Here is a 21,273-nt window from a genome sequence, read left to right on the forward strand (position 1 = left end):
CCCGGAATATGCTGAAATGGGTCTGCGTAGCCAGGTTTCCGGCTCCATCGACCTCAACCTTGAAGAACTGATCGATCGCAAGATCTATCGTTTCGTCGGCCACGCAGCGGCTTACGCCTACCTGGCCATGAAAGACGCCATCACTGACTCCGGCCTGACCGAAGAGCAAGTGTCCAACCCGCGTACCGGCCTGATCGCCGGCTCCGGCGGCGCGTCGACCCTGAACCAGATGGAAGCGCTGGACATCCTGCGCGAGAAAGGCGTGAAACGCGTTGGCCCATACCGTGTAACGCGGACCATGAGCAGCACCGTTTCCGCGTGCCTGGCCACGCCGTTCAAGATCAAGGGCCTGAACTACTCCATCGCTTCTGCCTGCGCCACCAGTGCTCACTGCATCGGTACCGCCATGGAACAGATCCAGATGGGCAAGCAGGACATCGTCTTCGCCGGTGGCGGTGAAGAAGAGCACTGGAGCCAGTCGTTCCTGTTCGACGCGATGGGCGCCCTGTCCAGCAAGCGTAACGACACCCCGGAACAAGCTTCCCGCGCCTACGACGCCGACCGTGACGGTTTCGTCATTGCCGGTGGTGGCGGCATGGTCGTGGTTGAAGAGCTGGAACACGCGCTGGCCCGTGGCGCCAAGATCTACGCCGAAATCGTTGGCTACGGCGCAACGTCCGACGGCTACGACATGGTTGCCCCAAGTGGCGAAGGCGCGATCCGCTGCATGCAGATGGCAATGTCCACCGTCGACACCCCGATCGACTACCTGAACACCCACGGCACCTCGACTCCGGTCGGCGACGTTGCGGAAATGAAAGGTGTGCGTGAAGTGTTCGGCGACAAGGCGCCAGCGATCAGCTCGACCAAGAGCCTGTCCGGTCACTCCCTGGGCGCCGCCGGCGTTCACGAAGCGATCTACTGCATGCTGATGATGGAAGGCAACTTCATCGCCGGTTCCGCCAACATCGACGAACTGGACCCTGAAGTGGCCGATCTGCCGGTGCTGACCAAGACCCGCGAGAACGCCACCATCAACACCGTGATGAGCAACAGCTTCGGCTTCGGCGGCACCAACGCCACGCTGGTGCTGAAGCGCTGGGAAGGCAAGTAATTCCCCCCGCTTGAGCCACACACAAAAACGCCCCGACTGGTTCGGGGCGTTTTTTTTGGCCTGGAGAAATTACCGAGAAACGCATTACCCCTGTAGGAGCTGCCGAAGGCTCGGGCCGCGATCGGACGATCTTTTGACTTCGATTTTAAAAAAACAAGATCAAAAGATCGCAGCCTGCGGCAGCTCCTACATAGGGTTGCGTCGGGTTGAAAATGAAACTTCTGTCATGAAACTTTGCCCCCTGCGACCGAATGTCGCGGATTCAGCGGCCTGCAGCACTGTTGCAAAAACCGCAACAACACCTTGCGCAAATCAAGCGTTTACTTAGCAAGCTAACAAATCATATAAAAGAGTCCTGCACACGCCTTGCTGCAGATAACTTGAGATTTGGAGCTAGCAGATGACTGTAAAAGTAACTGAACGCGACGATTCACACATGTCCCATGAAGGCGTAGCCGCCGGCGTACGGATCTGGGATGTGCATCAACAAGACTTGCTGGTCGGCATGTTCCACAACGAGATCGACGCCCACAACTACAAGGCCGAACTGGAACTGCAGGAACAGCAACGGGATCTGAAATCCGCTTAGGCGAATATTGAACCTGTGGCGAGGGAGCTTGCTCCCGCTGGGGGCGCGGAGCGGTCGTGTTCTTTAACTCAAGAGCAGGGGCCTGCTACGCAGTCCAGCGGGAGCAAGCTCCCTCGCCACAGTTGCAAGCTCCCTCGCCACAGTTTGGGTTGTTACAGCTTTATCGGTTTACCACATCAGATCATCCGGGATCTGGTAGGCCGCGTACGGATCGTCCTCGGCATTGACCTCTTCGGTCTGTACGTTGAGCTGGACGATGCGCTGCGGGTCGCGCTCCTGGATCTTCAGGGCCGCTTCACGGGGGATCACTTCGTAGCCGCCGGCATGGTGCACGATCGCCAGTGAACCGCTGCTGAGCTTGTTGCGCATCAGCGTGTTGACCGAGATGCGCTTGACCTTCTTGTCGTCGACGAAGTTGTAATAGTCCTCGGTGGTCAGCTTCGGCAGACGCGAGACTTCGATCAGCTGCTTGACCTGCGCGGCACGGGCCTTGGCCTCGGCTTTCTCCTGCTGCTGGCGGTTCAGTTCCTGGTCGCGCTTGACCTTCTCGGCCATGGCTTCCTGAGCGGCGCGCTGCTGCGAATCATCCAGCTCGGCCTGCCCCTTGTGGGCCAGACGCTGTTGCTTCTGCTTGTCTTTGCTGACCTGCTTGGCCTGCTTTTGGTTGACCAGGCCTGCTTTGAGCAACTGGTCGCGAAGGGAAAGGCTCATTAATGCTTACTCACTTGGGCAACGGCTCAGCCGCAGCTGGGCAAATTCTTTTCCTGACGTTTGGCTTCACCCCACAGGGCGTCCAACTCTTCGAGGGTGCAATCTTCCATGGGACGACGGGTGTCGCGCAATGCCTGTTCGATAAAACGGAAACGTCTTTCAAACTTGGCGTTGGCGCCACGTAGCGCGGTTTCCGGATCGACCTTCAGGTGCCGGGCCAGATTGACCACGGAAAACAGCAGGTCGCCGATCTCGTCAGCCACCGCCTCTGCATCGTTTTCGGACATGGCTTCGAGCACTTCATCGAGCTCTTCACGCACCTTGTCCAACACCGGCAACGCATCCGGCCAGTCGAACCCGACCTGCCCGGCACGCTTTTGCAACTTCGCCGAACGCGACAGTGCCGGCAACGCGGCCGGTACGTCATCGAGCAGTGACAGCTGCTCGGGCGCGGCGGATTTCTCGGCGCGTTCTTCGGCCTTGATCTCTTCCCAGCGCTGCTTGACCTGCTCTTCGCTCAGGCGCGGCACATCCAGCGGCGCATACAGATCGCCGGTGGGAAACACATGCGGATGACGGCGGATCAGTTTGCGGGTGATGCTGTCGATCACTCCGGCGAATTCGAAGCGCCCTTCTTCCTTGGCCAACTGGCTGTAATAGACCACCTGAAACAGCAGATCACCCAGCTCGCCCTGCAAGTGATCGAAGTCGCCGCGCTCGATGGCATCAGCCACTTCGTAGGCTTCTTCGAGGGTGTGCGGGACGATGGTCGCGTAGGTTTGCTTGATGTCCCACGGGCAACCGTACTGCGGGTCGCGCAGACGGTTCATCAGGTGGAGCAGGTCTTCAAGTGAATACATCTGTCTGTCTCTACAAGAACCTGTGGGAGCTGGCTTGCCAGCGATACAAACAACTCGGTCTCTCAGGAAAACCGAGGTGATGCAATCGCTGGCAAGCCAGCTCCCACAGGGATCGTGATCTCATCACGGGGTACGGTTACGCCGCGTCTCGATGATGTTCGGCAACTGCGAGATCCGCCCCAGCAAGCGCCCTAGTGCATCCAGCCCCGGGATCTCGATGGTCAGCGACATCAGCGCGGTGTTGTCTTCCTTGTTCGAGCGGGTGTTGACCGCCAGCACGTTGATGCGCTCGTTGAGCAGCACCTGCGAGACGTCACGCAGCAGACCGGAACGGTCGTAGGCGCGAATGACGATGTCCACCGGATAGGTGAGCACCGGCACCGGGCCCCAGCTGACCTGAATGATCCGCTCCGGCTCGCGCCCGGCCAGTTGCAGCACCGAGGCGCAGTCCTGACGGTGAATGCTCACGCCACGCCCCTGAGTGATATAGCCGACGATCGCGTCGCCCGGCAGCGGCTGGCAGCAGCCGGCCATCTGCGTCATCAGGTTGCCGACACCCTGAATCTGGATGTCGCCGCGCTTGCCCGGCTTGTAGCCGGTGGCCTTGCGCGGAATCAGTTCCAGTTGCTCGTTGCCGCGTTCCGGCTCGACCAGTTGCTGCGCCAGGTTGACCAGTTGCGCCAGACGCAGGTCGCCGGCCCCGAGAGCGGCGAACATGTCTTCGGCGGTTTTCATGTTGGCCTTTTCGGCCAGCTTGTCGAAGTCCACCGCCGGCAGACCGAGGCGATTGAGTTCGCGTTCGATCAGGGTTTTACCGGCTGCGACGTTCTGGTCACGGGCCTGCAACTTGAACCAGTGAACGATCTTCGCCCGCGCCCGCGAGGTGGTGACGTAGCCCAGGTTCGGGTTCAGCCAGTCGCGACTCGGCGTACCGTGCTTGCTGGTGATGATCTCGACCTGTTCACCGGTCTGCAGGCTGTAGTTGAGCGGCACGATCCGCCCGTTGATCTTCGCGCCCCGGCAGTTGTGACCGATTTCGGTGTGCACGCGGTAGGCGAAGTCCAGCGGCGTCGCGCCTTTCGGCAGGTCGATGGCGTGGCCGTCCGGGGTGAAGATGTAGACCCGGTCCGGTTCGATATCGACCCGCAGCTGTTCGGCCAGACCACCGATATCGCCCAGCTCCTCGTGCCACTCGAGCACCTGACGCAGCCAGGAGATTTTCTCTTCATAGTGGTTGGAGCCGGATTTGACGTCGGTGCCTTTGTAGCGCCAGTGCGCGCAGACGCCGAGCTCGGCCTCTTCGTGCATCGAGTGCGTACGGATCTGTACTTCCAGCACCTTGCCTTCCGGGCCGATTACCGCGGTGTGCAACGAGCGGTAGCCGTTCTCTTTCGGGTTGGCGATGTAGTCGTCGAATTCTTTCGGGATGTGCCGCCACAGGGTGTGGACGATGCCGAGCGCGGTGTAGCAGTCGCGCATTTCCGGCACCAGCACGCGCACCGCGCGCACGTCGTAGATCTGGCTGAATTCCAGACCCTTGCGCTGCATCTTGCGCCAGATCGAATAGATGTGTTTGGCCCGGCCGCTGATGTCGGCGTCGACGCCGGTGGCCTGCAATTCGTCCTTGAGCTGGGTCATCACATCGCTGATGAACCGCTCGCGGTCCAGCCGTCGCTCGTGGAGCAGCTTGGCGATCTGTTTGTATTGATCGGGTTCCAGGTAACGGAAGGACAAGTCCTCCAGTTCCCACTTGATATGACCGATGCCGAGCCGGTGCGCGAGCGGCGCATAGATGTCGAAGACTTCCCGGGCGACGCGGTTGCGCTTCTCGTCATCGGCGGTTTTCACCGCACGAATGGCGCAGGTACGTTCGGCCAGTTTGATCAGCGCGACGCGAACGTCGTCGACCATCGCCACGAGCATCTTGCGCAGGTTTTCCACCTGGCCCTGGGTGCCCATCACCATCGACTGGCGCGGGCTGAGGCTGGCGCTGATCGCCGCCATGCGCTGCACGCCGTCGATCAGCTTGGCCACCACCGGGCCGAAGCGCTGACCGACGGCCGCGAGCTCGATCTGGCCTTCGCGCACGCCGCGATACAGCACCGCCGCGACCAGCGAATCCTGATCGAGTTTGAGATCGGCGAGGATCTCGGCGATCTCCAGTCCCGTGCTGAAACTGCCGGAGCCTTCGGCCCACAGATTCTTCTTGGCATTGGACTGCTGTTCGGCCTCGCGAGCGAACTCGCAGGCTTCTTTCAAGGCTTCGCGATCCAGTGCCATGTCGACACTGACCGCGTGATCGAGCCAAGCCTCGAGATTGATACTGCCGTCAGTGTTGATCGGCTGGTGTGCTCTCACCTGTACCATGCTGCTTTACCTTCCCTACGACGCAGATTCAATGCGTCAAATCGCTGACCCTCAATGCCCGTATGCGCTCGCGGGGCTAAAGCGAGCGCCGCCCGGACAGGTCAGACGGATTCAGACGAGCCATCCTGGCTCGCTTCAAATAACGCCATGGCCTCGACATGCGCCGTCTGAGGAAACATATCGAGAATCCCGGCACGTTTTAACCGGTAGCCCTGCTTGATCAATTCGACCGTATCGCGCGCCAGAGTTGCAGGGTTGCACGACACATAGACCAACCGTTTGGCACCCAGGGTCGCGAGCTTGCGCACCACCTCGAAAGCACCGTCACGCGGTGGGTCCAAGAGTACCGCAGAAAAGCCGTTTCCGATCCACTGAGCATCGGTCAAAGGCTGGGATAAATCGGCTTGAAAAAACTTTGTGTTATGCAAATTGTTGCTAGCGGCATTCGCAGCGGCGCGGTCGACCATGGTCTGCACGCCCTCTACCGCCACCACTTCACGCACGCTTTTGGCCAGCGGCAAGGCGAAGTTGCCCAGACCGCAGAACAGGTCGAGTACGCGCTCGTCACCGCTCGGCTTGAGCCAGTCCAGCGCCTGCGCCACCATGGCCTCATTGACCCCGGCGTTGACCTGAATGAAATCCCCCGGGCGCCAGGCCAGATCCAGATCCCACTGCTCCAGGCGATAACCCAGCGACTGCGTGGCATCCACCGGTTGCGGCTCGCCGTCGCCATGCAGCCACAGTTGCGCTTCATGGAACTGGCAGAATTCCTTGAGGATCGTCAGGTCGGCTTCAGACAACGGCGCCATGTGTCGCAACAACACCGCCAGCGAAGAACCACTGAACAACTCGACGTGCCCCAGCGCTTGCGGTTTGCTCAAACGACGGAGCATCTCCGGCAAACGGGTCATGATCGGTTGCAAGGGCTGTACCAGCACCGGGCATTCGTTGATGGCGACGATGTCCTGACTGCCGGCAGCGCGGAAACCGACTTCAAGCTGCTTGGCTTTCATGTCCCAGCGCACGGCGATCCGCGCGCGGCGGCGATAGCCGAATTCCGGGCCAGTCAACGGCGCAGCCCATTCGTCAGGCGCGACCCCGGCAACCTTCGACAGCTGCTCGGCGAGCATGCGCTGTTTCAGGGCAAGCTGTTCGGTGTGGGGCAAATGCTGCACGCTGCACCCGCCGCAACGGCCGGCATGCTGACAGGCTGCCGGGCGACGCAACTCGCTGGCCTTGAACACGCGCTCGGTGCGCGCCTCGACCACTTTGCCGTGGGCACCAAGCACCCGCGCCTCGACCTCTTCACCGGCGAGGGCGCCGAGGACGAACCAGGTTTTGCCTTCGAAAAACGCGATGCCGCGACCGTCATTGGCCAGGCGCTCGATGTTCAAGCGCTGTTTTTTGCCGGTCGGAATTTGCGCGGCCTTGCTGCCGCCAGTGGGCTGGAAGCGCAGGCCTCTCTCGTGCTTGGCCATCAGTTGGGCGCGTCGAAAATGCCGGTCGACAGATAACGGTCGCCACGGTCGCAGATGATCGCGACGATCACCGCGTTTTCAACTTCTTTGGACAGGCGCAGCATCGCTGCCACCGCACCGCCCGAGGACACGCCACAGAAGATGCCTTCTTCGCGGGCCAGACGCCGGGTGACGTCTTCGGCCTCGCTTTGCGCCATGTCGACGATGCGGTCGACGCGGTCAGCCTGATAGATCTTCGGCAGGTACTCTTGCGGCCAGCGACGGATGCCGGGAATGGCCGAGCCTTCCATCGGTTGCAGCCCGATGATCTGCACGCTGTCGCTCTGCTCTTTCAAGTAGCGCGAGACGCCCATGATGGTGCCGGTGGTGCCCATCGAACTGACGAAATGGGTGATGCTGCCCTGGGTCTGACGCCAGATTTCCGGACCGGTGGTGGTGTAGTGCGCTTCCGGGTTGTCGCCGTTGGCGAACTGATCGAGCACCTTGCCACGGCCTTCGGCTTCCATCCGCTGGGCGAGATCGCGAGCGCCTTCCATGCCCTCTTCCTGGCTGACCAGAATCAGCTCGGCACCGTAAGCGGTCATCGCCGCCTTGCGCTCGGCGCTGGAGTTGTCCGGCATGATCAGGATCATCTTGTAACCCTTGATCGCGGCGGCCATGGCCAGCGCAATCCCGGTGTTGCCCGAGGTCGCTTCGATCAGCGTGTCGCCAGCGTGAATCTGCCCGCGCAGTTCGGCACGGGTGATCATCGACAGCGCCGGACGGTCCTTGACCGAACCCGCCGGGTTGTTTCCTTCGAGCTTGAGCAACAGGGTGTTGCTGGTGGCACCGGGCAGGCGCTGCAAACGCACCAGCGGAGTGTTGCCGACGCAATCGGCGATGGTTGGGTACTGCAGGGTCATGGCGTATTCGCAATCCAGACGTGCGGGGGCGCCTATCATACCGGCAAACGTTCGCAGGCCATATCACGCAAAGTGCGGTGCTTATGGTTTATGGGAATAAGCAGATGACTCAGCCTTCCTCTTGCCCTGCGACATTCATCGCATAGAACTCGTGCAATTTGGCTTGCAGCAATTGTTTGTCTGGCAACTGCACCTGATATTCCGCGATCAGCGCCGCAGACAAGCTGCGGTTGAGGGCGTACTCGACGACCTCATCCTCCTTGCTGGCGCACAGCAATACGCCGATGGCCGGATTCTCGTGAGGTTTGCGAACACCGCGATCCAGCGCTTCAAGGTAGAAATTCAGCTTGCCCAGATATTCAGGTTCAAAACGTCCGACCTTGAGCTCGATGGCGACAAGACAGTTGAGCCCACGATGGAAAAACAGCAGATCAAGGGCGAAATCACGGCCGCCCACTTGCACTGGATACTCCGAACCGACGAAGCAGAAATCGCGCCCCAACTCGATCAGAAACTCCTTCAGTCGCCCCAGCAAACCTCGATGCAGATCGGTTTCGGCGTGCACGCCGGGCAGGTCGAGAAACTCGACCATGTAGGCGTCACGGAAGATTTCGAGCGCAGCGGGATGAGTTTGTTTGAGGACAGCAGAAGCCTTTGCTGGCTGGGTGACACTGCGTTCGAAGAGCGCAGCCTTGAGCTGGCGTTCGAGTTCGCGCTTTGACCACTTTTCCTGAATCGCCATGCGGACGTAGAACTCGCGTTCTTCTGGACGTTTGCTTTGGCTGAAAATGATCAAATTGTGAGACCAAGACAATTGTCGCACCAGTGGTGCGACTTTTTCTTCAGCGTGATAAGTCTCGTAGAACTGGCACATGCGGAACAAGTTCGAACGGGTAAACCCACGCAGCCCTGGCTGCGTTCGAGCCAGATGTTCGGCCAGTTGCCTAACCACCGCATCACCCCACTCAGCGCGAGCGATCTTGCGACTGATGTAACCCCCCACCTGCCAGTACAACTCGATCAGTTGAGTATTTACTGCCTGCACGGCTTGCTGCCTGGCGTTCTGAATCAGCGCCAGTACTTCATTGAAACGGTTATCGGAGGCATTGCCGGGGATGTCGGTTGCAGTCATGACCAGTTCCTTGAGGACGAGCGGAGCCCCGAGAATAAACGGTCAAGGACGGGTTAAAACGTCGATAAAGTCCTTTAGGAAAGGTCGTACAAAAATACGCGAACCCTCCCGCATGGGCTGACAGCGGTGAGGCGAAATTCCCCACCGCGAGCAGGCTCACTCCTACAGGAGATCTGCGTTGTTCACACGATCGGCGGCGAAACGAGTTCCAGTGCAGGAGCAAGCCTGCTCGCGATAGCATCAGTCGATGCGACATCATCGTCAGCCACCAGGCGCAAATTCAGGCGCAACCCTGCCCCGGCATTCTCCGCCCACAACATCCCGCCCTGACGCTGCACCGCATTCCTCGCAATGCTCAGCCCCAGTCCAAACCCGCCATCCCCCGGGCGCGAGCCGTCGAGGCGGGTGAAGGGTGAGAAGATCCGCTGCAGATCGCCCTCGGCCACGCCGCCGCCCTGATCCTCCAGCCATAAATGCCAGTAATCGCCGTCACGCCGTCCATCGAGGCGCACGATGCCGGCCTCGGGCGAATGACGGATGGCATTGCGCAGAATGTTCTCCAACGCCTGCGCCAAAGTATTGAGGTTGCCGCGCACCCAGCACGACGCCGGCACCGCGCACTGCAATTGCAGGCTCGGCCAGCCGCTTTCATAACAGGCATTGTCGGTGAGCATCTCCCACAGCGCCTGAATCTGGATCGCTTCGTCCGGCAACGGCGCACGCTCGGTGTCGAGCCACGCCAGTTGCAGGGTGTCTTCGACCAGCCGTTGCATGCCGTCGACTTCACGGCCGATGCGTTCGCGCAGTTGCAACAGATCCTGCTCGCTCTCACTGGCCACCCGCAGCCGACTCAACGGCGTGCGCAGCTCGTGGGACAAATCACGCAGCAGTTGCTGTTGCAGGGCGACGGTGGATTGCAGGCGTTCGGACATCGAGTCGAAGGCCCGGGCCAGCTCGCCGAGTTCGTCCGGGCGCTGGGTAATGCCGCTCGACAGGCGCACATTCAGTTGATCGGCGCGCCAGGCATTGGCCTGTTCGCGCAAGTTGTTCAGCGGCACCACCAGCAAGCGATACAGGCCGACACACAGCAGCAAGGTGAACAGCCCCGGAATCACCCCGTTGGTGATCACCCGCCAGAACACCCGGTATTTCCCCGGCAGGAATCGCTCGGGCAACTCGATCACCAGACTGCCGGCAGACGGGTCTTGGGGAAACGGCACCCGCAGCCACGGCCGGCCCTTCTTGTGGATCGGCCAGTCGAGGCCGCGCAAAAAGGTCAGGTGCTGGATTTCCTGTTCATTCAGCGGCTCGCTGCTCAACGACTGCAGATTGCGGTCGATCACCCCGACCCATGCGGCTTCGCGCAGCTCCATGCTCTGCAACCAGTTATCGACCCCGTCACGCTCACCGCGCTGCCACGCCCGCTCGGCTTCGCCGGCATAGCGGCTGAGGGTGCCGCGCGCCTCGTCGGAGAGATACTGGTTGCGCTCTTCCATGTAGCGGCCCCAGGACCAGCTCAGCCAGATCATCAACAGACAGAACGCCACCAGCAGACACGCCAGTTTCCAGAACAGCGAATGCCGTCCCGGCAGGTCAGAGACTTTCATCGGACGCACTCAGCACGTAGCCCTTGCCCCACACCGTGCGCACTTCCCGCTCGGTATAACCGATGGCCTTGAGTTTGCGGCGGATCTGGCTGATGTGCATGTCGAGGCTGCGGTCGTGGGCCGCGTAGCCGCGCTGCAAAACGTGCTGATAAAGGAAAGCCTTGCTCAGCACTTCTTCGTCGTTGCGATTGAGGGTTTCCAGCAAACGGTATTCGCTTCGGGTCAGGCCGGCGGCTTGCGCGTTATAGAAGACTTCGCATTGTTCGTCGTCGAAACGCAGCGCGCCGTGGATCGCCGCCGGTGCAATGGCTGCCGGGCGCCGATCCAGCGCCACCCGGCGCAGGATCGCTTCGATCCGCACATGCAGCTCGGCCATGCTGAACGGTTTGGGCAGGTAGTCATCGGCGCCCAGACGAAAGCCGCTGATGCGATCGGCCTCGGCGCCCAGCGCCGACATCAGCAGCACCGGCGTCGAATGGCTCTGGCGCAACTGCGTCAGCACCTTCAGGCCATCGAGCCCGGGCAACAGAATGTCCATCAGCACCACGTCGAACGGCTGGTGACGGGCGATGTTCAGCCCTTCCTGACCGTTCTGGCACCAGGTCACCGCAAAACCGCTGCGGCCCAGATGTTCGTGAACGTAGGCGCCCAGCACCGGGTCGTCCTCGATGGCAAGAATGCGTGGCGAATCGATGGAGACAAGAGTCATGAGTATCTGCAAATAATTCTCAGTTGGCCGATTATTCAAGATTGCCCGCCATCGGGCAACCCAAGGTTGACCTGCCGGACAAACGAACCGTGACCTGCTGACCGATGCCGAGATGATTTTTCCGAAGATTGCCTGCCTGCAAATCGCTACACTGCGCCCATGTCGCGTGCCGGATGCACGTGCGAGTCAACAGTTCAGCGGGATGCAGGAGATGGGTGTGCTCAAGAAACTGGGAATCAAAGGTCGCGTATTGTTGCTGACCCTGTTGCCGACCAGCCTGATGGCGTTGGTCCTCGGGGGCTATTTCACCTGGATGCAACAGTCCGATCTGCAGACCCAACTGATGCAGCGCGGTGAAATGATCGCCGAGCAACTGGCGCCGCTGGTGGCGCCCGCCATGGGCCACGGCAACACCGATTTGCTCGAACGCATCGCCACCCAGTCCCTCGAACAGCCTGACGTGCGCGCCGTCACCTTCCTCGCCCCCGACCGCACACCGCTGGCGCACGCCGGCCCGACCATGCTCAATCAGGCGCCCAGCGGCGACAGTGCACAACTGCAACGGCGCAGCGGCAATGACGCCACCCGTTACCTGATGCCGGTATTCGGCAAGCATCGCAACCTTGCCGGCGACGTCATCCCGCAAGAGTCCGAGCGCCTGCTCGGCTGGGTCGAACTGGAGCTGTCGCACAACGGCATGCTGCTGCGCGGTTATCGCAGCCTGTTTGCCAGCCTTTTGCTGATCGCCGCTGGCCTGGCCGGCGCGGCCCTGCTCGCGTTGCGCATGGGCCGCACCATCAACCGCCCGCTGAGCCAGATCAAACACGCGGTCGCCCAACTCAAGGACGGTCATCTGGAAACCCGTCTGCCACCGCTCGGCAGTCAGGAGCTGGACGAATTGGCCTCGGGCATCAACCGTATGGCCGGCACGCTGCAGAACGCTCGCGAAGAACTGCAGCACAGCGTCGATCAGGCCACCGAAGACGTGCGGCAGAATCTGGAAACCATCGAGATCCAGAACATCGAACTGGATCTGGCGCGCAAAGAGGCACTGGAAGCGAGCCGGATCAAATCCGAGTTCCTCGCCAACATGAGCCACGAGATCCGCACCCCGCTCAACGGCATTCTCGGTTTCACGCATCTGTTGCAGAAAAGCGAGCTGACCCCGCGCCAACTCGACTATCTGGGCACCATCGAAAAGTCTGCCGACAGCCTGCTCGGGATCATCAACGAGATCCTCGACTTCTCGAAGATCGAGGCCGGCAAACTGGTGCTCGACCATATCCCGTTCAACCTGCGCGACCTGTTGCAGGACACCCTGACCATCCTGGCGCCGGCGGCCCACGCCAAGCAATTGGAGCTGGTGAGTCTGGTCTATCGCGACACGCCGCTGTCGCTGGTCGGCGATCCGCTGCGCTTGAAGCAGATCCTCACCAACCTGGTCAGCAACGCGATCAAGTTCACCCGCGAAGGCACCATCGTCGCCCGCGCCATGCTTGAAGAAGAGCATGAGGACAGCGTGCAGTTGCGCATCAGCATTCAGGACACCGGCATCGGCCTGTCGAGTCAGGATGTGCGCGCGTTGTTCCAGGCCTTCAGTCAGGCCGACAACTCGCTGTCGCGCCAGCCCGGCGGCACCGGTCTGGGGCTGGTGATTTCCAAGCGCCTGATCGAACAGATGGGCGGCGAAATCGGCGTCGACAGCACCCCGGGCGAAGGCTCGGAGTTCTGGATCAGCCTGAGCCTGCCGAAAGCCCGCGACGACAGCGAAGACCTGCCGGCCCCGCCGCTGCTCGGACGGCGTGTGGCGGTGCTGGAAAATCACGAACTGGCGCGTCAGGCGCTGCAGCATCAACTGGAAGACTGCGGCCTCGACGTCACGCCGTTCAATACCCTGGAGAGCCTGACCAACGGCGTCACCGGTGCGCACCAGACCGATCAGGCCATCGACCTTGCGGTGCTCGGCATCACCAGCAACGACATGCTCCCGGAGCGCCTGAACCAGCATATCTGGGATCTGGAACACCTGGGCTGCAAGGTGTTGGTGCTGTGCCCGACCACCGAACAGACGCTGTTCCATCTCTCGGTGCCCAACCCACACAGCCAGCTGCAGGCCAAACCGGCCTGCACGCGCAAATTGCGTCGGGCGCTGGCGGATCTGGCCAATCCGCGCCAGCCGCGCAACGAGCCGGGCGAACCGCTGTCGAGTCGCGCACCGAAAGTGCTGTGCGTCGACGACAACCCGGCCAACCTGTTGCTGGTGCAGACGCTGCTCGAAGACATGGGCGCCAAGGTGCTTGCGGTGGAAAGCGGCTACGCGGCGGTCAAAGCGGTGCAGAGCGAGTCCTTCGATCTGGTGCTGATGGACGTGCAGATGCCGGGCATGGACGGACGCCAGACCACCGAAACCATCCGCCAGTGGGAAAGCGAACGGCATTGCACGCCGCTGCCGATCGTCGCCCTCACCGCCCACGCCATGGCCAACGAAAAACGCGCCCTGCTGCAAAGCGGCATGGATGACTACCTGACCAAACCGATCAGCGAACGGCAACTGGCGCAAGTGGTGCTGAAATGGACCGGTCTGGCCTTGCGCAATCAGGGGACGGAGCGGGCCAGCGACAGCGCGGCGGGCGCCAATGAGTTGCCGGTGCTCGACCACGAAGAAGGCCTGCGTCTGGCCGCCGGCAAGGCCGATCTGGCGGCGGACATGTTGGCCATGCTGCTCGCTTCGCTGGAAGCCGACCGCGAAGCGATTCGCGCCGCCAGTGAAGCGCGTGATCAGAACGCATTGATCGAGCGCGTGCATCGCCTGCACGGCGCGACCCGGTATTGCGGCGTCCCACAATTACGCGCGGCCTGTCAGCGCAGTGAAACCCTGCTCAAACAGGGCGATCCCAAAGCCGTGGCGGCGCTGGAAGAGCTGGAGCGGGCGATCAATCGCCTCGCGACCCAAGCCAGGATAAGCGCCTGATCCACGGCAATGCCGGCAGCGGCATCCGCCGTTAAAGTGGTGGCCGTCAACGCTGACTCGCCACCCCGTTCCAGGAGGAATTCATGCGCACGCTCGTTTTCAGCAGCCAGACCTACGACCGCGACAGCTTCCTCGCCGCCGCCTGCCCGGCCGGGATAGAACTGCACTTTCAGCCGGCCCGGCTCAGTCTCGACACCGCTGCTTTGGCCGACCAGCATGAGGTGGTCTGCGCCTTCATCAACGATGACCTCAGTGCGCCGGTGCTGGAGCGCCTTGCCGCCGGTGGCACGCGGCTGATCGCCCTGCGTTCGGCAGGCTACAACCATGTCGATCTGCTCGCGGCAAAACGCCTCGGACTGGCCGTGGTGCGGGTCCCGGCCTACTCGCCACATGCGGTGGCCGAACATGCGGTGGCGCTGATTCTGGCGCTCAACCGGCGTCTGCACCGCGCCTACAACCGCACCCGCGAAGGCGATTTCACCCTGCACGGCCTGACCGGTTTCGATCTGGTGGGCAAAACCGTGGGGATTGTCGGCACCGGGCAGATCGGCGCGACGTTCGCGAAAATCATGCACGGTTTCGGTTGTGAATTGCTGGCCTTCGACCCGTATCCAAACCCCGAGGTGGTGGCCTTGGGCGCACGTTACCTGAGTCTGCCGGAGCTGCTCGCGCAGTCACGGATCATCAGCCTGCACTGCCCGCTCAACGCCCAGAGCAAACACTTGATCAACCGCGAGTCACTGGCACACCTGCAACCGGGGGCGATGCTGATCAACACCGGCCGCGGCGGCCTGGTGGACACGCCGGCGCTGATCGACGCCTTGAAGGACGGCCAGCTGGGCTATCTGGGACTGGATGTGTATGAAGAGGAGGCGCAGCTGTTTTTCGAGGATCGCAGCGACTTGCCGTTGCAGGACGACGTGTTGGCGCGGCTGCTGACCTTCCCGAATGTGATCATCACCGCGCATCAGGCGTTTCTGACCCACGAGGCGCTGGGCGCGATTGCCGCGACCACCCTGCACAACATCGCGACCTGGGCGTCAGGCGCACCGCAGAACCAGGTCGAAGGCTGAAGGCTGTCGGTTTACTTCGGCGACAGCGAAGAAGCCAGGATCAACAGCGCCAGCCAGCCAAAACCGAAAAAGCGCTGCTTCATCGAGTGGCCGTTACGCAGCAGGAACCAGACAAAGACCATCGGCAACAGAAACACCATGATCTTCAACCAGCCTTCCACCGGACGCGAACCGTCGGCGTTGGCTTGAAGTTGAGGTGCGGGTTCCGGTTGCCGACGGCGGCGACCGACCGCCGCCGGTGAAACTCGCGGCGCGGGCTCAGGGGCTGCTGGCGGGATAAACGCCTCGGGCACGGATTTGTTGCGCGGCAGGCTGCCAAATGAAATCGTCGTCGCGGCGGCGACAGTCGCCTGCTGCGGATTGTGCCCGTGTTGCTGCGCCATCGGAGCACCACAATGAATGCACGCCTTGACTTCAGAGCTGATGCTCCGCTTGCATTCATAACATTCGATCAGCGCCATGTTCCGTTCCCTCAGAGTGAAGGGCGGCAGTTTGCCATGAGCGCCAGCCGATTTGAACCGGATCGAAGGTCGCACACGTACGCCATCCTGTAATCCAGCCCGTGCTAGCATGTCGCGCAGATTTGGAGGACCCATGGTCGAACACGATTTCCGCTACACCCTGATGAACCCGCAACACACCCTCACCGAATGCCGCGCCCTCGTACCGGGCCGCTATCAGGTCACCGGCAACGGTGGCTCGATCCGCAACGGTGACGTCCTGTTGGTCACTCTCAAAGGCAGCAAGGACTTGTCCATGCGACTGACCGTCGACACCGTGCGCCACCTGATCAATCCGCCGGGCCAATGGACCGCAATGACCACCGGCCCGGTATTCGGTGAACTGGCGATCCACACCTGGCAGGTCAACTGCGACAGCTGCGCCAAAGAGCTGAACTTCGAGTTCGCCGTGGACGCCAAGCTGGGCAAGACCGCCGAGAAACCGGCCGCCACGGCGCGCATCGCCGAGCTGGGCTGGAAAGCCGTCGGCGACAAGCATCTGTGCCCGAAATGCCAGGAGCCTGCGTGATGAAACGCCTTGCCCTGCCGCTGCTGGTCGGTGCCGCTCTGGTGGGCTGCGCCGCAGAGCCGGTGCAATTGCAGCAGAACCGCAGCTACATTCTGGAATGGATCGGCGAGCGGCCATTGATGGATTACAGCCATCTGACCGTGACCCTCGGCGACGATGGCCGCGCGTATGGCAATGGCGGCTGCAACCACTGGTTCGCACCGTACACCCTCGACGGCGACAAGCTGAGCTTCGGCCCGATCGGCAAGACCCGCAAACTCTGCGCGCCGGCGCTGATGGAGCAGGAACAACGCTTCCTGCAGGCGCTGCAAGGTGTCGAGCGCTGGGACATCTCGCCGATCGAGCAGATGCGCTTCTGGCCGGCCGAAGGCAAGCCGCTGCGCTGGTGGCTAGAAGAGGGCTGATCGTTCAGCCGCAAAAAAGATCGCAGCCTGCGGCAGCTCCTACAAGGTCATGTGTTCACCTGTAGGAGCTGCCGAAGGCTGCGATCTTTTTTTGAACGCCATTTACTGTGGCGAGGGAGCTTGCTCCCGCTCGGCTGCGCAGCAGTCGCAAAATCGTCAACCGCACGTTGTCACAGACACCGAGTCAGCAGGGTTTGGGGCTGCCTCGCCGCCCAGCGGGAGCAAGCTCCCTCGCCACAAAAGCCCATTCAGCTCATTTTGTCGCCTGTAACGCCTCAAGCTTGGCCATCACCCCCGCCGCCGTCTGCTCGCCCATCAACTGCTCACGCACCTTGCCCTTGTTGTCGATGATGTAGGTCACCGGCAGGGCCTCACTGCGCGGCAGGTCGAACAGGTCCGCCGGATCCTGCGCCAGCACGGTGAACTTGATACCCAGCTTCTCACTAGCAGATTTCAGGTCTTCACCCTGGACGTTGTCGAAGTTGACCCCGAACACACCGACGTTCTTGCTCTTGAGTTCGTCAGCCAAATGATTGAGCTCAGGAATTTCCGTGCGGCACGGGCCACACCATTCGGCCCAGTAATTGATGACGACCCATTGTTTGTCCAGACGCTCGGACGCAACCTTCTGACCATTCTGGTCAATGCCGTAGTCATTGCCGCAGCCCCCCAGCATCAACGCCCCGATCATCGTCAATGCCGCTGCCAATCGCCGTGTCATGTCATGTTCCCTGGTCAAAAATTGAATGCGCCTGCGACCCATCGCCTCTGAAGGTTCTGGATTGCGCGCTGCACAGTTAGAATAGCCGCCACTTTACGCCAGAAGCGACCCGCCATGACCGATCTGACGCTTTATCACAATCCGCGCTGCTCGAAATCCCGCGGCGCGCTGGAACTTCTTGAGGCCCGTGGCCTGACCCCGAACGTGGTGCGTTACCTGGAAACGCCGCTGAACGCCGCGCAGATCAAGGCCTTGCTCGGCAAGCTCGGCATCAGCGCACGGCAACTGCTGCGCACCGGAGAAGATGAATACAAAATGCTTCAGCTGGCCGACAGCAGCCTCAGCGAGGCGCAACTGATTGCCGCCATCGCTCAGCACCCAAAACTGATGGAACGGCCAATTCTTGAAGTCGGCGACAAAGCCGTGATCGGTCGTCCGCCGGAAAATGTGCTGGAGTTGTTGCCGTGAGCTCGCCGTACATTCTGGTTCTTTATTACAGCCGCAGCGGCTCGACCAACGAAATGGCGCGGCAGATTGCCCGAGGGGTTGAACAGGCCGGCCTCGAAGCACGCCTGCGTACCGTGCCGGCAATCTCCACCGAGTGCGAAGCGGTCTCCCCGGACATCCCCGACGAAGGTGCGCTCTACGCCACCCTCGATGACCTGAAGAACTGCACCGGTCTCGCTCTTGGCAGCCCGACGCGTTTCGGCAACATGGCCGCGCCGCTGAAGTACTTCCTCGACGGCACCAGCAACCTGTGGCTGACCGGCGCTCTGGTCGGCAAACCGGCTGGCGTGTTCACCTCCACCGCCAGCCTGCACGGCGGCCAGGAAACCACCCTGCTGTCGATGATGCTGCCGCTGTTGCACCACGGCATGTTGATCACCGGCCTGCCGTACAGCGAATCGGCGCTGCTGGAAACCCAGGGCGGCGGCACGCCGTATGGCGCCAGCCACCACGCCGGGGCTGATGGCAAAAAAGGTCTGGATCAGCACGAGATGGCACTGTGTCGTGCACTCGGCGCACGCCTGGCGAAAACCGCGCAAAAACTGGAGGGCTGAGCGTGGCCAGGAAGCCGAAAGTCCTGCCTTCCATCGAGTGGCTCGAACCGCGCGTGAAAGCGATGCGGGCCATCAGCCTGCTGTGCTTCTTCGGCCTCGCCGGGCTGCTCGCCGCCTACTATCTGGCATTCGCCAACCTGCATGGTGCCCGACCGTGGGTGATTCTGTTGATCGAGCTGATCCCGTGGATCGTCCTCGCGCCGGGAATGATCATGGGCAGTGCTCGAGCGCATTCGTGGATGTGTTTTGTGGTGAATCTGTATTTCATCAAAGGCGCATTGGCAGCGTATGACCCGAGCCGGCAGCTGTTCGGGGTGCTGGAAATGGTGGCGAGCCTGGCAGTGTTCTGCTCGGCGCTGCTGTATGTGCGGTGGCGGTATCAGTTGAACCGCAAACTGGCGGGCGAAGGCGAGATTTCCGTCGCCTGACAGATCGCTATCGCTGGCAAGCCAGCTCCCACAGTTTTTGTGTCGATCACAGAATTGTGATTCAACAAGGATCCTGTGGGAGCTGGCTTGCCAGCGATTGAAGCGACTCGATGTCAATGATTGACGGTGTACGCCAGCATCATCGAAATCTGGCTCATCGGCCGCCCGCCACTCTGGTCATGCCACTGGTTGAACGCGTCTTGCACAATCGCCAGATCGCGCAGACTGGTCGGCACCTTGTCGACGATCTTCTGTGCATTCAGCGCGGCGACCACGTCGTAACTCGGCACGAAGGTGTCCTTGCCGACCATGCGCAGGAAGCGCGGCGCCGACAACCCGCCCAACTGACTCCCGTGCTTTTTCAGATAGGTCCACAGACCGACGATATCGGTCACCGGCCAGTCGGCGATCAGCGCGCCGAAACTGCCCTTCTCTTTCTCGACATCAAGGATGAACTGCGCATTGCGCGGCACGCTCTTGAGCTTGCGCAGGTGACGAATGATTCGCGCATCCTGCATCAGGCGTTCGAGGTGTTCGGCGCTCATCAGCACGACTTTTTCCGGGTCGAACTTGAAGAACACTTCTTCGAAGGCCGGCCACTTGGCGTCCACCAGACTGTGCTTGAGTCCGGCGCGGAACACGCGCAGGGCCATGGTCGAGAGGTAGCGATCGTCGCTGATCTTGCGCAGTTGCGCGGGAGTTTTGGGAACGGGCAGATGGGCTTCCAGTTCAGCCGCCGAACCGAAGCGGTTCAGACAGTATTCGTGCAGCCACTTGTAATCGCGCATGCCCTCTCCTAATGAATAAAACAAAAAACCAATGTGGGAGCAGGCCTTGTGCTGAGGGGATTTAGCGAAACGTCGCACCGCCCCGATGAGGAGCGAAGCTCCCCAGAAAAACTGGGGCCGCTGCGCAGCCCATCGGGGATAAATCCCCTCACCACAGGGCTCACTCCCACAATGATTGTGCTTACAGATTGACCACGTTGACGAAGCGCGAAGCCGCCGTCTCGTCGATCTTCAGGCTGGTGAAGTCGAACAGGTTGCGGTCGGCCAGTTGCGACGGCACCACGTTCTGCAGACTGCGGAAGATGCTTTCAGTTCGGCCCGGAGTCTTGCGTTCCCAGTCCTGAAGCATTTCCTTGACCACCTGACGCTGCAGGTTTTCCTGCGAACCGCAAAGGTTGCACGGGATGATCGGGAATTCCTTGAAGTCCGAGTAGGCCTGGATGTCTTTCTCGTTGCAGTAGGCCAGCGGACGGATCACCACGTTGCGCCCGTCATCGGCGCGCAGCTTCGGCGGCATCGCCTTGAGGGTGCCGTTGAAGAACATGTTGAGGAAGAACGTCTCGACGATGTCGTCACGGTGGTGACCGAGGGCCATTTTGGTCGCGCCGATTTCGTCAGCAAAGGTGTACAGCGTACCGCGACGCAGACGCGAGCACAGCGAGCAAGTGGTCTTGCCTTCCGGCACCAGTTCCTTGACCACCGAGTAGGTGTCCTTCTCGACGATGTGGTACTCGACGCCCAGCTCTTTCAGGTAGGCCGGCAACACGTGCTCGGGGAAGCCCGGTTGCTTCTGGTCCATGTTCACCGCGACGATTTCGAACTTGATCGGTGCAACCTTCTGCAGGTGCAGCAGCACGTCGAGCATGGTGTAGCTGTCCTTGCCTCCGGACAGGCAGACCATGACCTTGTCGCCGTCTTCGATCATGTTGAAATCGGCGACCGCTTCGCCGGCCAGGCGGCGCAGGCGCTTTTGCAGTTTGTTCTGGTTGACCGTAAGAGTGCCCATGACGCGAAATCCGTGAGGTGTGACGAAAGGCGGGCATTTTACGCAAAAACCCACCGGGGGCGAAGGGCCGCGGTCGCATTGACTCACCTCCCCTGTGGCGAGGGAGCTTGCTCCCGCTGAGGTGCGAAGCGCCTCCAAACCCGCACCCGCTATTTTCCTGACACACCGAACCGGAAGGATTGGCGACTGCTGCGCAGCCGAGCGGGAGCAAGCTCCCTCGCCACAGAAGTGATCCGGCCTCAAATGTGCAAGTCCCTGCCGCGATTACGCCCCGTGTTTACAGCGCGATTTGCTCTAAGCCCCTAGTCCCTGTGCGGTTAAGT

The 21,273-nt window shown here is 61.3% G+C and carries 21 protein-coding genes; 9 read left to right on the top strand and 12 right to left on the bottom strand.

Annotated elements, in window-relative coordinates:
• Together fabB and ACIP8I_RS22845 are read left to right on the top strand one after the other, a co-directional pair.
• A partial coding sequence (fabB, locus tag ACIP8I_RS22840; RefSeq protein ID WP_400764159.1) for a beta-ketoacyl-ACP synthase I occupies positions 1-1,114 on the top strand: 1,114 nt, incomplete at its 5' end.
• A gap of 400 nt (positions 1,115-1,514) precedes the next feature.
• Positions 1,515-1,703 carry a hypothetical protein gene (locus ACIP8I_RS22845; RefSeq protein WP_003227153.1) on the top strand — a complete coding sequence of 63 codons (189 nt, stop codon included), beginning with the start codon at positions 1,515-1,517 and terminating at the stop codon, positions 1,701-1,703.
• Positions 1,704-1,871: 168 nt separating this feature from the next.
• Here the strand turns inward: ACIP8I_RS22845 and ACIP8I_RS22850 are convergent, their stop codons facing one another.
• The 8 genes from ACIP8I_RS22850 to ACIP8I_RS22885 all read right to left on the bottom strand — a co-directional run bounded on the left by ACIP8I_RS22850 (position 1,872) and on the right by ACIP8I_RS22885 (position 11,469).
• Entirely contained in the window at positions 1,872-2,414 is a 543-nt protein-coding gene (locus ACIP8I_RS22850; RefSeq protein ID WP_007968960.1) for a DUF2058 domain-containing protein, read from the bottom strand.
• 26 nt (positions 2,415-2,440) lie between these two features.
• Complete coding sequence (gene mazG / locus ACIP8I_RS22855) at positions 2,441-3,274, bottom strand: nucleoside triphosphate pyrophosphohydrolase (RefSeq protein WP_400764163.1); 834 nt, start codon at positions 3,272-3,274, stop codon at positions 2,441-2,443.
• 123 nt (positions 3,275-3,397) lie between these two features.
• Positions 3,398-5,641: a GTP diphosphokinase gene (relA, locus tag ACIP8I_RS22860; RefSeq protein WP_007968720.1), complete on the bottom strand. Its 2,244-nt coding sequence runs from the start codon at positions 5,639-5,641 to the stop codon at positions 3,398-3,400.
• Positions 5,642-5,742: 101 nt separating this feature from the next.
• Positions 5,743-7,119, bottom strand: coding sequence for a 23S rRNA (uracil(1939)-C(5))-methyltransferase RlmD (gene rlmD / locus ACIP8I_RS22865; protein ID WP_400764165.1), 1,377 nt, complete (start codon positions 7,117-7,119; stop codon positions 5,743-5,745).
• Positions 7,119-8,021, bottom strand: a complete 903-nt coding sequence (gene cysM, locus ACIP8I_RS22870; protein WP_045122014.1) for a cysteine synthase CysM — start codon at positions 8,019-8,021, stop codon at positions 7,119-7,121. Before cysM ends, rlmD begins: the two co-directional genes overlap by 1 nt.
• Before the next feature lie 109 nt (positions 8,022-8,130).
• Complete coding sequence (locus ACIP8I_RS22875; protein ID WP_400764167.1) at positions 8,131-9,153, bottom strand: YhcG family protein; 1,023 nt, start codon at positions 9,151-9,153, stop codon at positions 8,131-8,133.
• 182 nt (positions 9,154-9,335) lie between these two features.
• Positions 9,336-10,760 (bottom strand): histidine kinase sensor domain-containing protein, encoded by a 1,425-nt coding sequence (locus tag ACIP8I_RS22880; RefSeq protein ID WP_400764169.1) that lies wholly within the window; start codon positions 10,758-10,760, stop codon positions 9,336-9,338.
• The gene (locus ACIP8I_RS22885) at positions 10,747-11,469 is read right to left on the bottom strand and encodes a response regulator transcription factor (protein ID WP_367085403.1); all 723 of its coding nucleotides are present in this window, start codon (positions 11,467-11,469) and stop codon (positions 10,747-10,749) included. Before ACIP8I_RS22885 ends, ACIP8I_RS22880 begins: the two co-directional genes overlap by 14 nt.
• A gap of 217 nt (positions 11,470-11,686) precedes the next feature.
• Between ACIP8I_RS22885 and ACIP8I_RS22890 the strand changes: the two genes are divergently transcribed.
• Positions 11,687-14,440 (top strand): response regulator, encoded by a 2,754-nt coding sequence (locus tag ACIP8I_RS22890; protein WP_367085404.1) that lies wholly within the window; start codon positions 11,687-11,689, stop codon positions 14,438-14,440.
• An 83-nt stretch (positions 14,441-14,523) separates the two neighbouring features.
• The gene (locus tag ACIP8I_RS22895; protein ID WP_400764173.1) at positions 14,524-15,513 is read left to right on the top strand and encodes a 2-hydroxyacid dehydrogenase; all 990 of its coding nucleotides are present in this window, start codon (positions 14,524-14,526) and stop codon (positions 15,511-15,513) included.
• 11 nt (positions 15,514-15,524) lie between these two features.
• On the opposite strand, the gene ACIP8I_RS22900 is transcribed toward ACIP8I_RS22895, so the two are convergent.
• Positions 15,525-15,974 carry a hypothetical protein gene (locus tag ACIP8I_RS22900; RefSeq protein WP_400764175.1) on the bottom strand — a complete coding sequence of 150 codons (450 nt, stop codon included), beginning with the start codon at positions 15,972-15,974 and terminating at the stop codon, positions 15,525-15,527.
• A gap of 133 nt (positions 15,975-16,107) precedes the next feature.
• On the opposite strand from ACIP8I_RS22900, the gene ACIP8I_RS22905 reads away from it, so the two are divergent.
• Positions 16,108-16,542 (top strand): hypothetical protein, encoded by a 435-nt coding sequence (locus ACIP8I_RS22905; RefSeq protein ID WP_025112952.1) that lies wholly within the window; start codon positions 16,108-16,110, stop codon positions 16,540-16,542.
• Positions 16,542-16,946 carry an META domain-containing protein gene (locus ACIP8I_RS22910; protein WP_007968709.1) on the top strand — a complete coding sequence of 135 codons (405 nt, stop codon included), beginning with the start codon at positions 16,542-16,544 and terminating at the stop codon, positions 16,944-16,946. The genes ACIP8I_RS22905 and ACIP8I_RS22910 overlap by 1 nt, the downstream gene beginning before the upstream one ends.
• Before the next feature lie 253 nt (positions 16,947-17,199).
• Here the strand turns inward: ACIP8I_RS22910 and ACIP8I_RS22915 are convergent, their stop codons facing one another.
• Positions 17,200-17,667: a TlpA disulfide reductase family protein gene (locus ACIP8I_RS22915; protein WP_047599707.1), complete on the bottom strand. Its 468-nt coding sequence runs from the start codon at positions 17,665-17,667 to the stop codon at positions 17,200-17,202.
• Between the two features lie 114 nt (positions 17,668-17,781).
• On the opposite strand from ACIP8I_RS22915, the gene arsC reads away from it, so the two are divergent.
• From arsC to ACIP8I_RS22930, 3 genes are read left to right on the top strand one after another with little or no spacing between them, the layout of a single operon-like run.
• Complete coding sequence (gene arsC, locus ACIP8I_RS22920; RefSeq protein WP_400764178.1) at positions 17,782-18,135, top strand: arsenate reductase (glutaredoxin); 354 nt, start codon at positions 17,782-17,784, stop codon at positions 18,133-18,135.
• Entirely contained in the window at positions 18,132-18,728 is a 597-nt protein-coding gene (gene wrbA, locus ACIP8I_RS22925; RefSeq protein ID WP_400764180.1) for an NAD(P)H:quinone oxidoreductase, read from the top strand. The genes arsC and wrbA overlap by 4 nt, the downstream gene beginning before the upstream one ends.
• A 2-nt stretch (positions 18,729-18,730) precedes the next feature.
• Positions 18,731-19,156, top strand: a complete 426-nt coding sequence (locus ACIP8I_RS22930) for a DUF2069 domain-containing protein (RefSeq protein WP_400764182.1) — start codon at positions 18,731-18,733, stop codon at positions 19,154-19,156.
• 113 nt (positions 19,157-19,269) lie between these two features.
• Here the strand turns inward: ACIP8I_RS22930 and ACIP8I_RS22935 are convergent, their stop codons facing one another.
• Positions 19,270-19,944: a DNA-3-methyladenine glycosylase I gene (locus tag ACIP8I_RS22935; RefSeq protein ID WP_400764184.1), complete on the bottom strand. Its 675-nt coding sequence runs from the start codon at positions 19,942-19,944 to the stop codon at positions 19,270-19,272.
• A 181-nt stretch (positions 19,945-20,125) separates the two neighbouring features.
• On the bottom strand, positions 20,126-20,950 hold the full coding sequence (gene ttcA, locus ACIP8I_RS22940; protein ID WP_007968702.1) for a tRNA 2-thiocytidine(32) synthetase TtcA: 825 nt from the start codon (positions 20,948-20,950) through the stop codon (positions 20,126-20,128).
• Positions 20,951-21,273 lie beyond the last annotated feature (323 nt).

The sequence above is a fragment of the Pseudomonas sp. NPDC088414 genome (genome assembly GCF_044753325.1).
Lineage (GTDB): Bacteria > Pseudomonadota > Gammaproteobacteria > Pseudomonadales > Pseudomonadaceae > Aquipseudomonas.

Coding starts and splice junctions, on each gene's coding strand:
- ACIP8I_RS22845 (WP_003227153.1), top strand. CDS start 1,515: ATGACTGTAAAAGTAACTGAACGCGACGATTCACACATGTCCCATGAA.
- ACIP8I_RS22850 (WP_007968960.1), bottom strand. CDS start 2,414: ATGAGCCTTTCCCTTCGCGACCAGTTGCTCAAAGCAGGCCTGGTCAAC.
- mazG (WP_400764163.1), bottom strand. CDS start 3,274: ATGTATTCACTTGAAGACCTGCTCCACCTGATGAACCGTCTGCGCGAC.
- relA (WP_007968720.1), bottom strand. CDS start 5,641: ATGGTACAGGTGAGAGCACACCAGCCGATCAACACTGACGGCAGTATC.
- rlmD (WP_400764165.1), bottom strand. CDS start 7,119: ATGGCCAAGCACGAGAGAGGCCTGCGCTTCCAGCCCACTGGCGGCAGC.
- cysM (WP_045122014.1), bottom strand. CDS start 8,021: ATGACCCTGCAGTACCCAACCATCGCCGATTGCGTCGGCAACACTCCG.
- ACIP8I_RS22875 (WP_400764167.1), bottom strand. CDS start 9,153: ATGACTGCAACCGACATCCCCGGCAATGCCTCCGATAACCGTTTCAAT.
- ACIP8I_RS22880 (WP_400764169.1), bottom strand. CDS start 10,760: ATGAAAGTCTCTGACCTGCCGGGACGGCATTCGCTGTTCTGGAAACTG.
- ACIP8I_RS22885 (WP_367085403.1), bottom strand. CDS start 11,469: ATGACTCTTGTCTCCATCGATTCGCCACGCATTCTTGCCATCGAGGAC.
- ACIP8I_RS22895 (WP_400764173.1), top strand. CDS start 14,524: ATGCGCACGCTCGTTTTCAGCAGCCAGACCTACGACCGCGACAGCTTC.
- ACIP8I_RS22900 (WP_400764175.1), bottom strand. CDS start 15,974: ATGGCGCTGATCGAATGTTATGAATGCAAGCGGAGCATCAGCTCTGAA.
- ACIP8I_RS22905 (WP_025112952.1), top strand. CDS start 16,108: ATGGTCGAACACGATTTCCGCTACACCCTGATGAACCCGCAACACACC.
- ACIP8I_RS22910 (WP_007968709.1), top strand. CDS start 16,542: ATGAAACGCCTTGCCCTGCCGCTGCTGGTCGGTGCCGCTCTGGTGGGC.
- ACIP8I_RS22915 (WP_047599707.1), bottom strand. CDS start 17,667: ATGACACGGCGATTGGCAGCGGCATTGACGATGATCGGGGCGTTGATG.
- arsC (WP_400764178.1), top strand. CDS start 17,782: ATGACCGATCTGACGCTTTATCACAATCCGCGCTGCTCGAAATCCCGC.
- ACIP8I_RS22935 (WP_400764184.1), bottom strand. CDS start 19,944: ATGCGCGATTACAAGTGGCTGCACGAATACTGTCTGAACCGCTTCGGT.
- ttcA (WP_007968702.1), bottom strand. CDS start 20,950: ATGGGCACTCTTACGGTCAACCAGAACAAACTGCAAAAGCGCCTGCGC.